The sequence below is a fragment of the Rhizobium sp. M10 genome, from assembly GCF_002531955.1.
GTDB classification, from domain to species: Bacteria; Pseudomonadota; Alphaproteobacteria; order Rhizobiales; family Rhizobiaceae; genus Rhizobium; species Rhizobium etli_C.
Window position 1 is genome coordinate 81,012 of record NZ_NWTA01000007.1, and the last position, 11,837, is coordinate 92,848.

Consider the following 11,837-nt stretch of genomic DNA (forward strand, 5'->3'; position numbering starts at 1 on the left):
GCGGAAGGGAGGCAACCCCCGGATCAGAAATCCGGGGGTCACATATTCTATTAGGCGACGACGTACGGCAGCAGGCCGAGGAAACGGGCGCGCTTGATCGCCTGGGCGAGTTCGCGCTGCTTCTTCTGGGAAACGGCCGTGATGCGGGACGGAACGATCTTGCCGCGCTCGGAAATGTAGCGCTGCAGCAGACGAACGTCCTTGTAGTCGATCCGCGGTGCGTTTGCGCCGGAGAACGGGCAGGTCTTGCGGCGGCGATGGAACGGGCGGCGGACCGGTGCGGAGGAAGCTTCAGACATTCTTATATCTCCTTATGCACGGTCTTCGCGGGGAGCGCGATCCGGACGCGGGCCACGCTGGAAGTCGCCGTCACGGCGCGGCGGACGGTCACCGAATTCGCGGCGCGGGCCACGGTCGCCGCCTTCACGCGGGCCGCGGTCGTCGCGGTCGCGCTTCTGCAGCATGGCAGACGGGCCTTCTTCGTGCTTTTCAACGGCGATGGTCATGTAGCGAAGAACGTCTTCGCTGATGCGCATCTGGCGTTCCATTTCCTGGATCGCAGCAGCCGGGGCATCAATATCCATCAGCGCGTAGTGCGCCTTGCGGTTCTTCTTGATGCGGTAGGTGAGGGACTTGAGGCCCCAGTTCTCGATACGCCCGACCTTGCCGCCGTTAGCTTCGATCACGCCCTTGTACTGTTCTACGAGGGCATCGACCTGCTGAGCGGAAATATCCTGCCGGGCAAGGAATACATGTTCATAAAGAGCCATGACAGCTTTGCCTTTCTTGCGTTTGGTTCAACCCGATATTCGGCGGCTAAGCCTCAACGACTGCTCCTGATTGGGCGGACCCAGGCAAGAAAGCGTTTTCCGAGACGGTCGAGAGCGGAGACACGGGAGGCTGGAACGCTTCCGTTCCGAACGATTTCCGAGGAAACCGGCCCTCCGTTCAGCCACCAGCCAGAAGACCGGGTTAACGAACAGCGCGGCTTATACGGATTTTTCGGGGAAAGGCAACCCCAATCGGACATTCGAGCCCGACTGAGGCCAATCGGTAGCGCCGGGCCGGGTGATCAAAGCGTCAGCGGATACTGCCGGTGCACCTTGGCAATCGCCGCCAGCACCTCGTCCGAAAGCGTCAGCTCGGCCGCGCCGAGATCGATTTCCAGCTGTTCCATCGAGGTCGCGCCGATGATGACCGAGGTCATGAAGGGCCTCGATCGGCAGAAGGCGAGCGCCATGACCGCCGGGTCGAGACCATATCGGGCCGCGAGAGCCAGATAGGCCTTGGTCGCCGGCTCCTGCAGCGGCTGCAGACGGCCGCCGATATCGGGATTGATCGAGGCGCGCGACCCCTTCGGCCTGCCGCCATCGACATATTTGCCGGTCAGGATGCCGCCGGCGAGCGGCGAATAGGCGAGCAGCCCGACATCCTCGTGATGCGAGAGCTCGGCGAGATCGAGGTCGAAATGGCGGTAGAGCAGATTGTACTCGTTCTGAACGCTGGCGACGCGCGGCAGGCCATTCTGTTCTGACAGCGTCAGATATTTCTGGATGCCCCAGGTGGTTTCGTTGGAAAGGCCGATCGCCCGGATCTTGCCTTCCTTCACCAGCGCGCCGAGCGTTTCCAGGATGTCGAGCATGTTGGCGACGGCCTTGTCGCGATCCTGGTTGAAGGGGTTGTAGCTCCAGTTCTGCCGGAAGTGGAAATGGCCGCGGTTCGGCCAGTGCACCTGGTAGAGGTCGACATAATCCGTCTTCAGCCGCTTCAGGCTGGCCTCGAGCGCTAGGCGGATATTCCTCGCGTCGGCGCCTTCGCCGCCGCGCAGATAATCGCGGCCGCGGCCGGCGACCTTGGTGGCGAGCACGATTTCCCCGCGCTTGCCGGTCTTTTCGAACCAGCTGCCGATATAGTCTTCGGTCCAGCCCTGTGTCTGCGCCGAAACCGGGGTGGTCGGATAAAGCTCGGCTGTATCGAAGAAATTGACGCCCTTTTCGACGGCGTAATCCATCTGCGCATGCGCGTCGGTTTCGCTGTTCTGCGAACCCCAGGTCATGGTGCCGAGGCAGATCTCCGAAACGGAAATGTCGGTACGGCCGAGTGAATTATACTTCATGGAAAAACCTTGGAAGAGAGGTTGGAGCCTTGGGGAGGACGGGGCAAATCTAGGCCGGATTTGACGGAGCGCAAGTGCAAAAACCGGGCTTTTGCTCCGGGGCGAAAGGCTTTGCGCAGAAGGTTCCGCCACTTGACTCTGCCGGAAAGAATGTCAATTGGAGGCAAAACAGCCTCGAGGGGCGCAATCAGGGACATCAGAATGACCATTGCTTTCACTTTTCCCGGCCAGGGCAGTCAGGCCGTCGGCATGGGCAAGGATCTGGCCGAGAATTTCGCGGAAGCCCGCGCGGTTTTCGAAGAAGTCGACGAGGCGCTCGGTGAAAAGCTCTCGGACGTCATGTTCAACGGTCCGGAGGACACGTTGACCTTGACGGCGAACGCCCAGCCGGCGCTGATGGCCGTCTCGATTGCCGTAGTCCGTGTTCTCCAAGCCAAGGGGCTGGATCTGAAGTCCAAGGTCGCCTTTGTCGCCGGCCACTCGCTCGGCGAATATTCGGCGCTTTGCGCCGCCGGCACCTTTTCGCTCGCCGACACGGCGCGGCTGCTGCGCATTCGCGGCAATGCCATGCAGGCCGCCGTCCCGGTCGGCGTCGGCGCCATGGCGGCGATCATCGGGCTGGAACATGCCGATGTCATAGCCGTCTGCGAAGAGGCCGCCGTCACCGGCGCCTGCCAGATCGCCAACGACAATGGCGGCGGCCAGATCGTTATCTCGGGCGAGAAGGCGGCCGTCGAAAAGGCCGCCGGACTGGCAACCGACAAGGGCGCCAAACGCGCCATCCTGCTGCCGGTCTCGGCTCCCTTCCATTCCAAGCTGATGGCGCCGGCCGCAGAGGCGATGCGCGCAGCGCTGGCGACGGTCGCCAAGTCCGATCCGCTCGTGCCCCTCATCGCCAATGTCCGCGCCGCCCCGGTGACTGACGCCGACGAGATCGCGAACCTCCTGGTCGAACAGGTGACCGGCCAGGTCCGCTGGCGCGAGACGGTGGAGTGGTTCGCCGGCAATGGCGTGACCACGCTTTATGAACTCGGTTCCGGCAAGGTGCTGACCGGTCTTGCCCGCCGCATCGACAAAACAGTCAACGGCATCTCCGTCGGCGGTCCGGCGGATATCGACGCGGCCGTCGCCGCCCTCATGGCCTGATTGATATCTCCAGATATAAGGAACGTTTCCATGTTCGATCTTTCCGGCCGCAAGGCTCTCGTCACCGGCGCATCGGGCGGTATCGGCGAGGAAATCGCCCGCCTTCTTCATAAGCAGGGCGCCACCGTCGGCCTGCACGGCACCCGCGTCGAGAAGCTGGAAGCGCTGGCGGCCGAGCTCGGCGAGCGCGTCAAGATCTTCCCGGCCAACCTGTCGGACCGCGACGAGGTCAAGGCGCTCGGCCAGAAGGCCGAGGCCGAACTCGAAGGCGTCGATATCCTCGTCAACAATGCCGGCATCACCAGGGACGGTCTCTTCGTGCGCATGAGCGACGAGGACTGGGACGCCGTTCTCGAAGTCAATCTGACGTCGACGTTCCGCCTGACGCGCGAGTTGACGCACCCGATGATGCGCCGCCGCTATGGCCGCATCATCAACATCACCTCCGTCGTCGGCGTCACCGGCAATCCGGGGCAGGCCAACTATTGCGCCTCCAAGGCCGGCATGATCGGCTTCACCAAGTCGCTGGCGCAGGAAATCGCCACCCGCAACGTGACCGTCAACTGCGTCGCACCCGGCTTCATCGAAAGCGCCATGACCGGCAAGCTGAACGATAAGCAGAAGGAAGCGATCATGGGAGCGATCCCGATGAAGCGGATGGGCACCGGCGGCGAAGTCGCTTCGGCGGTTGCCTATCTCGCGTCCTCCGAGGCTGCCTACATGACCGGCCAGACGCTGCACGTAAACGGCGGCATGGCGATGATCTGAAACGACAAACCATCGGCGCGGGGATAATTCCGCCAATAGCATGTTGAGCAATCACGAAGCGTTGATTTTCTGGCTTTGCGGCAGACTTAAACCATGTTAAGCGGGCCATGACTGTGAACAGTCGTCCCGAGAAAGCAGACGGACCGGCGGGCTTTTCGCAAGCCTGGGAAATCTCTGAAGCCGGGTAAACGAGTTTGCCGAGGATGTCTGAAAACATCGCAGGCTGAAACAGGGTAGGGGTGCCGCAAGGGCATTCCGATCAGGACATAAGGTCGAGGAAACCGACATGAGCGATATCGCAGAACGCGTAAAGAAAATTGTTATTGATCATCTTGGCGTCGATGCCGACAAGGTCGTCGAGAGCGCCAGCTTTATCGACGATCTGGGCGCCGACTCGCTCGACACGGTCGAACTTGTCATGGCTTTCGAAGAAGAATTCGGCGTTGAAATCCCCGACGACGCTGCCGACTCGATCCTGACGGTCGGCGATGCAGTGAAGTTTATTGAGAAGGCCCAGGCCTGATCCTGTAGATTTGAGAAAGGGCGGGCCTGGAGTCCGCCCTTTTCTTTTCGGCCTATTTCTCCATAGAACATAAGAGACGGGGGAAAGCACGCGATGAGACGTGTCGTCATCACTGGTACCGGCATGGTATCACCCTTGGGATGCGGAACTGAGGTGACGTGGTCGCGGCTGCTCGCCGGCCAGAACGGCGCCCGCCTCGTCACCGAATTCGAGGTCGACGACCTTCCCGCCAAGATCGCCTGCCGCATCCCCCTTGGTAATGCCGCAGACGGCGCCTTCAACCCTGATGAGTGGATGGAGCCGAAGGAGCAGCGCAAGGTCGATCCCTTCATCATCTTCGGCATGGCCGCCGCCGACATGGCGCTTGCCGACGCCAACTGGCATCCCGAGAGCGACGAGGATCAGATCGCCACCGGCGTGCTGATCGGCTCCGGTATCGGCGGCATCGAGGGCATCGTCGAGGCGGGCTACACCCTGCGCGACAAGGGCCCGCGCCGCATCTCCCCCTTCTTCATTCCCGGCCGCCTGATCAATCTGGTTTCCGGCCAGGTGTCGATCCGCCACAAGCTGCGCGGACCCAATCATTCGGTCGTCACCGCCTGCTCGACGGGCGCGCATGCGATCGGCGACGCCGCGCGGCTGATCGCGCTTGGTGATGCCGACGTCATGGTCGCCGGCGGCACGGAATCGCCCGTCAGCCGCATTTCGCTGGCAGGCTTTGCCGCCTGCAAAGCGCTGTCGACCCAGCACAACGACGATCCGCAGAAGGCCTCGCGCCCCTATGACCGCGACCGCGACGGCTTCGTCATGGGCGAAGGCGCCGGCATCGTCGTGCTCGAGGAACTGGAACACGCCAAGGCGCGTGGCGCCAAGATCTATGCCGAAATCGTCGGCTACGGCCTGTCGGGCGACGCCTATCACATCACCGCGCCCTCCGAAGACGGCGAGGGCGCCGGCCGCTGCATGGCGATGGCGCTGAAGCGCGCCGGGCTGACGCCGGCCGATATCGACTACATCAACGCCCACGGCACTTCGACCATGGCCGACACGATCGAACTCGGCGCCGTCGAGCGGCTGGTCGGCAATGCGGCGTCGAAGATCTCCATGTCCTCGACCAAGTCGGCGACCGGACACCTTCTCGGCGCTGCCGGCGCCATCGAGGCGATCTTCGCCACGCTGGCCATCCGTGACAATATCGCGCCGCCGACGCTCAATCTCGACAATCCCGAACGCGAGACGGCGATCGATCTTGTTCCGCACAAGGCTCGCGAGCGAGAAATCAACGTGGCCTTGTCCAATTCGTTCGGATTCGGCGGCACGAACGCATCGCTCGTGCTGCGCCGTTACGCGCAGTAAAAGGGCTTGCCATAGCAGGCGCGCTGGAGTTGAACGACCGGCAACGGCTTCGTTGAACTGCGGCAGAACCTGTTTTTGCCGCATTGCTTCGCGAAATAGCGGAATGAGGGCCAAGTTTTAGAGGATTGCCGGTGAGCGATACGACGAACCAGAGCAACGACAGCCAGGCGCAGAAGGGACCGATCATCCCGAAGTCGCCGAACGAGGCCCTGCGTCCGGAACGTGTTCCGGAGCCGCCGAAGCGCTCCAAAAATGCGCGCAGCCAGATCGTCCTCTTTCTGAACTTCATCATGACGATGGCGGTCCTGGTCTGCGTCGTCGCGGTCATCGCCTTCTATTACGCGACCTCGACCTATCAGAGCCCGGGTCCGCTGCAGACGAACACCAATTTCATCGTCCGCAACGGCGCGGGTCTCGCCGAAATCGCTTCGAACCTCGAGCGCAATGCGATCATCTCCGATGCCCGCATCTTCCGATATCTGACGGCGACACATCTTTCCGCCGGCGAGAGCCTGAAGGCCGGCGAATACGAGATCAAGGCGAAAGCCTCCATGAGCGATATCATGGAGCTGCTGAAATCGGGGAAGTCCATTCTCTATTCGGTTTCCTTCCCCGAAGGCCTGACGGTTCGCCAGATGTTTGACCGCATGCTGCAGGATACGGTGCTGGAAGGCGACCTGCCGGCCGCACTGCCGGCCGAAGGCAGCCTGCGTCCCGACACCTACAAGTTCTCGCGCGGCACCAAGCGTTCGGAAATCATCGAACAGATGGCGGCGGCACAGCAGAAGCTCGTCGATCAGGTCTGGGACAAGCGTGATTCCTCGCTGCCGCTGCGGTCCAAAGAGGAATTCGTCACACTCGCCTCTATCGTCGAGAAGGAGACCGGCGTTCCCGACGAACGTGCCCATGTCGCGTCGGTCTTCCTGAACCGGCTTGGCAAGGGCATGCGCCTGCAGTCCGATCCGACGATCATCTACGGGCTCTTCGGAGGCGAGGGAAAGCCGGCCGACCGGCCGATCTACCAGTCGGACCTGAAGCGGGACACGCCCTATAATACCTATGTCATCAAGGGCCTGCCGCCGACGCCGATCGCCAATCCCGGCAAGGATGCGCTGGAAGCCGTCGCCAACCCTTGGAAAACCCAGGATCTCTATTTCGTCGCCGACGGCACTGGCGGCCACGTTTTCGCCGCGACGCTCGAAGAGCACAATGCCAACGTCAAGCGCTGGCGCAAGCTCGAGGCCGACAAGGGTTCGGATCCGAACATCGCGGTCGACGGCCAGCCGGAAGAGCAGCCGGCCGAGAATGGCGCGACTGTCGCGCCGCCGAAGAAAAAGAAGATCAACTGACGGATTTCGGGAGGCTCGCATGGCTTTGCAGTCCATGACCGGTTTTGCGCGGCGCGAGGGAACGAGCGGCCGCTGGCGCTGGGCATGGGAATTGCGCTCGGTCAACGGCAAGGGCTTCGACCTGCGCCTGCGCCTGCCGCCCGGCCTTGAACGCATGGAGGCGGAGGTCCGCCGCCTTGCCGGCGAAAGTTTCAGCCGCGGTAACCTGCAGGCTTCGCTCTCGGTCACTGCTGATGAGAACCGTTTCGAGGCGGTGCTGAACAGGCAGGCGCTTGCCGCCGTGCTTGCCATGCGCGAGCAACTGGTGGACGTGATCGATCCGGCGCCGCTGAAGCTCGATACGCTGCTTCTGGTGCGCGGCATCGTGGAGTTCCGCGAGGGCGAGGACGGCGAGGCGGCGCTTGCCGCCCGGGATGCCGATATTGCCGCCGGCCTCATGGGCGCGCTTGCCGACCTCCGGGCGATGCGCGAACAGGAAGGGGCGGCGCTCTCCCGCATTCTTCTCGATCACGTCGCAACGATCGAGGGCCTGACACGGACGATCGAGACGGATCCCTCGCGCTCGCCGCAGGAGATCGCCTCCCGGCTCGTGGCACAGGTCGCCTTGCTGATGGACGGCATGGCTGCGCTCGACCGGGACAGACTGCATGCCGAAGCCGCGCTGTTGGCGACCAAGGCGGATCTGCGCGAAGAAATCGACCGCCTGAAGGCGCATGTCGCCGCAGCGCGTGATCTCCTGGTGAAAGGCGGACCTGCCGGACGACGGCTGGACTTCCTTGCACAGGAATTTAACCGCGAATCGAATACCATCTGCTCGAAGTCGAATGCCTCGGCGGTTACCGCTGCCGGCATCGAGTTGAAAGTCGTGATCGACCAGTTCCGCGAGCAGGTCCAGAATTTGGAGTAAGACATGAAACCGGCGAAATCCTCGCCCGTGCAGATCGCCCGCCGCGGTCTGATGCTTGTCATCTCGTCGCCGTCGGGCGCCGGCAAGTCCACCATCGCGCGCACGCTGCTGGAGCAGGATAGGCAAATCGGCCTCTCCGTCAGCGTCACCACGCGCCAGCGCCGCCCGAGCGAAGTCGAGGATGTGCATTACCACTTCAAGAGCGTGCGCGAGTTCGAGCGGCTGCGCGATAGCGACGCGCTGCTGGAATGGGCCGAGGTGCATGGCAATTTCTACGGCACCCCGCGCGAGCCTGTGGAGCAGGCCATGGCCGAGGGCCGCGACATGCTCTTCGACATCGATTGGCAGGGCGCCCAGCAATTGCAGGAGAAGATGTCGGCCGACGTCGTCTCGATCTTCGTGCTGCCGCCGACCATGACGGAACTCCAGTCGCGGCTGCACCGCCGCGCCGAGGATTCCGAGGAGGTCATCCAGACGCGTCTTGCCAACAGCCGCGCCGAGATCGCCCACTGGCGCGAATATGACTACGTCATCGTCAACGACGATCTCAACGCCGCCTTCGACGCCGTCCAGTCGATCGTCAAGGCCGAACGCCTGCGCCGCGACCGCCGCCATGGCATGTTCGATTTCGTCCGTGGATTGCTGGAAGAGACGCCGTCGCTCTAAATTAAAAGCATATCGCAAAGCTCCGCAGCGGTTGAGGGCGCTTTAAAGGCTGTTTGCCAGAAGGCAGAACTCCTCGACGGACAACGTCTCCGCCCGCCGCGCCGGATCGATCCCGGCCTTGACGAGCAGACTCTCGCCGCCGAGTGGCTTCAGGCTCTGGCGCAGCATCTTGCGGCGCTGGCCGAAGGCGGCCTGCGTCACCTTTTCCAGATTGGCAACAGAGCAGGGGATGGGATTTTCCCGGGGCGTCAGATGCACCACCGTCGACGTCACCTTCGGCGGCGGCGTGAAGGCTTGCGGCGACACGTCGAAGGCCATGCGTGCCTCGGTCCGCCAGCCGCAGAGCACGCCGAGACGGCCGTAATGGTCATCGTCCTCACCGGCGACGATACGCTCGCCCACTTCCTTCTGAAACATCAGCGTCAGCGACTGCCAGAACGGCGGCCAGGCCTTGGGCAGCAGCCAGTTGACCAGCAGCTGCGTGCCGACATTATAGGGCAGGTTGGCGATGATCTTGACCGGGCCTTCCGGCGCCAGGGACTCGAAATCCGTCTTCAGCGCATCGCCTTCGATCACCTCCAGCCGGCCCGGATAGTGATCGGCGATCTCGGCGAGCGCCGGCAGGCATCGCGTGTCCCGCTCGATGGCGATCACCTTCCTGGCGCCGAGGGCCAGGATCGCACGCGTCAGCCCGCCTGGGCCTGGGCCGACCTCGATCACGGTCGTTTCTTCGAGCGCCCCTGCCGTGCGGGCGATCTTCTGGGTCAGGTTGAGGTCCAGCAGGAAGTTCTGCCCGAGCGCCTTGCGCGCATCGAGGCCGTGACGCTGAATGACGTCGCGAAGCGGCGGCAGGCCGTCGAGTGCTGCCATCAGCGGCGGCTTTCCCAAGTGCGGCCGAGCTGGAAGGCGAGCTTCAGTGCCGCAACGAGGCTCTGCTCGCGCGCCAGCCCTTTGCCGGCAATGCCGAAAGCGGTGCCGTGATCCGGCGAGGTGCGCACGAAGGGAAGTCCGAGCGTGACATTGACGCTGTCGTCGAAACCGAGCGCCTTGGCGGGGATCAGAGCCTGATCGTGATACATGCAGATGGCGACATCGTATCGCGCCCGCGCCTCGTCATGAAACATCGTATCGGCGGGCAGGGGGCCGATGGCGTCGATGCCCTCGTCGCGCAGGCGCTCGATGGCCGGGCGGATGACATCCTCGTCTTCCCTGCCGATCGTTCCGGTTTCGCCGGCATGCGGATTGAGGCCGGCAACGGCGAGCCGCGGCGCATCGATGCCGAAGCGCTGCCTCAGATCTTCGTGAGCGATCCGGCAGGTTTCCATGACCAATTCGTCCGTCAGCGCCTGCGGCACGTCCCGCAGTGGAATGTGAATGGTGACGGGAATGGCCCTGAGCTTCGGTCCCGATAGCATCATGACAGGGGTCACCGGCCTGCCGGTTGCCCTGGCGGCGAGATCGGCGAGAAATTCGGTATGGCCGGGAAAGCGGAAGCCCGCCTCGTAGAGCACGGCCTTGGCGATCGGATTGGTGACGACTGCGAGCGCCTCGCCGCCGATGACAAGCGATACGGCTTTCTCGATCGCCGCGATCGTGCCTTTCGCCGTTGCCACATGCGGCTCACCGGCCACGACCTCAATACCAACAGGCACGCTCATGACCGGCAGTGCATCGGCAAATATGCCGGTCGCCTCGTCGGTCCTGTCGATCTTACGGATGGAAACCGCCAGGTTGAGCTGGCGGGCTCGCAAGGCCAGGACATCAGGATCGCCGATCAGGAAAAAAGGCGGGAGTCCGAGTTCACGCCGCCGGAGCCAGGCCATCAGAGTGATATCCGGCCCGATGCCGGCGGGATCGCCCTGGCTCAGCGCAAGCGGCCGTGAGAACGGTATAGCCATTGTCGGTCAGCGATAGGCGATCTGCGCCTTCTTGCGCAGTTCATCCAGATATTTCTTGCTGTTCTCGTTTTCCGGCGGACCATTCTTGGCGGCCTTGGACTTGTCGAGATCCTCCTGGCGGAAGACCATTTCAGCGGCCTGGTCGTCGGAAACCTGGCGTTGGCTGCAGATCGCCAGATATTCGACACCCTTGTCGGTGACGCGCGTGCCGGTCGTGTTGCCCTTGGCCTGCTCGACCAGAGGCTTCCAATCCGGCGGGATTTCGGGAGCGAGCATGCGGCCGAGGTCGCGCACGGCGACATCGCGCATCGTTGCGGCAAAGACCTTTGCCTGGTCGCAGCCGGGGAATTTCGAGCGCGACGCCTCGGCCTCGCCCTTGCGCTTGCCGGTGATGGCGGCGCGCTTGGCTTGCGGGATGACGAAGATGATCTGCTGCAGCATATATTCCGTCGTCACCGGCTTCTGCTTGTTGTTCTGCATCATGCGCGAGACGAGATCGTAATTCGACAGCCGCGAGGTCGAGCCGTAACGCGCATTGACGACACGCGGCCAGCTCATCTGCACGGCGATGAAGCCCTTGAAATGGTCGACGCCGACGCCGGCGCGGTCGAGGATCTGCGACATCTGCTCGACGGAAAGCTTGTTGCCGGCCGAAAAGCGCGCGAAAGACGCATCGACGTCCTGCTGCGAAACCGACATACGGACGCGGGCGACCTCCTGCCGCTTGAGCGTTTCGTCGATCAACTGCTCCTTGGCGGTCTTGGCATCGGCCTTCGTATGCTGCAGGCGCAGGAAGGCCTGCCGCTTGGCGACATCGCCGCTGGTGATGGCAGTGCCGTTCACCACGGCCTGCACTTCGCTTGCCGCCAGCGCCGGCCCCGCAAGGCTCGTCAGCAAGGCAAGTGCTGCGCCGGCGAGAAAGGCGGTTATGGCTTTTTTCGCGTCAATCATCTGTTGACCTCCCAATAGCGCCGCGAGACGGTGTTCGCGGCGTTCTTACCACAGTGCGAGACACGCGGAAATCGCTTCCTTCACGGCGCGAATCCCCTATGCCTCAGATATCGGCTGGCGGCAATGTCCTGCACAGGCTTACGGCGAAAGAATGACT

13 protein-coding genes are annotated in these 11,837 nt (G+C 63.0%); 7 read left to right on the forward strand and 6 right to left on the reverse strand.

Going from position 1 to position 11,837, the window contains the following annotated elements:
* Positions 1–50: 50 nt before the first annotated feature.
* From rpsR to CO671_RS13645, 3 genes are all read right to left on the reverse strand, one after another.
* A complete protein-coding gene (gene rpsR / locus CO671_RS13635) occupies positions 51–299 on the reverse strand; it encodes a 30S ribosomal protein S18 (protein ID WP_004680498.1) in 249 nt (82 codons plus the stop codon).
* A gap of 12 nt (positions 300–311) precedes the next feature.
* Positions 312–770, reverse strand: coding sequence for a 30S ribosomal protein S6 (rpsF, locus tag CO671_RS13640; protein WP_004680499.1), 459 nt, complete (start codon positions 768–770; stop codon positions 312–314).
* A 302-nt stretch (positions 771–1,072) separates the two neighbouring features.
* Positions 1,073–2,116 (reverse strand): aldo/keto reductase, encoded by a 1,044-nt coding sequence (locus tag CO671_RS13645; protein ID WP_097606381.1) that lies wholly within the window; start codon positions 2,114–2,116, stop codon positions 1,073–1,075.
* A 201-nt stretch (positions 2,117–2,317) separates the two neighbouring features.
* On the opposite strand from CO671_RS13645, the gene fabD reads away from it, so the two are divergent.
* The 7 genes from fabD to gmk all read left to right on the forward strand — a co-directional run bounded on the left by fabD (position 2,318) and on the right by gmk (position 8,831).
* Positions 2,318–3,262 carry an ACP S-malonyltransferase gene (gene fabD / locus CO671_RS13655; protein ID WP_097606382.1) on the forward strand — a complete coding sequence of 315 codons (945 nt, stop codon included), beginning with the start codon at positions 2,318–2,320 and terminating at the stop codon, positions 3,260–3,262.
* 30 nt (positions 3,263–3,292) lie between these two features.
* On the forward strand, positions 3,293–4,030 hold the full coding sequence (gene fabG / locus CO671_RS13660) for a 3-oxoacyl-[acyl-carrier-protein] reductase (RefSeq protein WP_097606383.1): 738 nt from the start codon (positions 3,293–3,295) through the stop codon (positions 4,028–4,030).
* Positions 4,031–4,316: 286 nt separating this feature from the next.
* Positions 4,317–4,553, forward strand: coding sequence for an acyl carrier protein (locus CO671_RS13665; RefSeq protein WP_003547058.1), 237 nt, complete (start codon positions 4,317–4,319; stop codon positions 4,551–4,553).
* Between the two features lie 93 nt (positions 4,554–4,646).
* Entirely contained in the window at positions 4,647–5,909 is a 1,263-nt protein-coding gene (gene fabF / locus CO671_RS13670) for a beta-ketoacyl-ACP synthase II (protein ID WP_097606384.1), read from the forward strand.
* A gap of 131 nt (positions 5,910–6,040) precedes the next feature.
* A complete protein-coding gene (gene mltG, locus CO671_RS13675; protein ID WP_097606515.1) occupies positions 6,041–7,258 on the forward strand; it encodes an endolytic transglycosylase MltG in 1,218 nt (405 codons plus the stop codon).
* A 19-nt stretch (positions 7,259–7,277) separates the two neighbouring features.
* On the forward strand, positions 7,278–8,165 hold the full coding sequence (locus tag CO671_RS13680; RefSeq protein ID WP_097606385.1) for a YicC/YloC family endoribonuclease: 888 nt from the start codon (positions 7,278–7,280) through the stop codon (positions 8,163–8,165).
* 3 nt (positions 8,166–8,168) lie between these two features.
* Complete coding sequence (gene gmk / locus CO671_RS13685) at positions 8,169–8,831, forward strand: guanylate kinase (RefSeq protein WP_064682104.1); 663 nt, start codon at positions 8,169–8,171, stop codon at positions 8,829–8,831.
* A 42-nt stretch (positions 8,832–8,873) separates the two neighbouring features.
* Here the strand turns inward: gmk and rsmA are convergent, their stop codons facing one another.
* The 3 genes from rsmA to CO671_RS13700 are packed head-to-tail and all read right to left on the reverse strand — an operon-like array spanning position 8,874 to position 11,680.
* Positions 8,874–9,701: a 16S rRNA (adenine(1518)-N(6)/adenine(1519)-N(6))-dimethyltransferase RsmA gene (gene rsmA / locus CO671_RS13690; protein ID WP_010030517.1), complete on the reverse strand. Its 828-nt coding sequence runs from the start codon at positions 9,699–9,701 to the stop codon at positions 8,874–8,876.
* Entirely contained in the window at positions 9,701–10,729 is a 1,029-nt protein-coding gene (gene pdxA / locus CO671_RS13695; protein WP_097606386.1) for a 4-hydroxythreonine-4-phosphate dehydrogenase PdxA, read from the reverse strand. The genes rsmA and pdxA overlap by 1 nt, the downstream gene beginning before the upstream one ends.
* Positions 10,730–10,735: 6 nt before the next feature.
* Positions 10,736–11,680 carry a peptidylprolyl isomerase gene (locus CO671_RS13700; RefSeq protein WP_010028026.1) on the reverse strand — a complete coding sequence of 315 codons (945 nt, stop codon included), beginning with the start codon at positions 11,678–11,680 and terminating at the stop codon, positions 10,736–10,738.
* Positions 11,681–11,837: the final 157 nt, after the last annotated feature.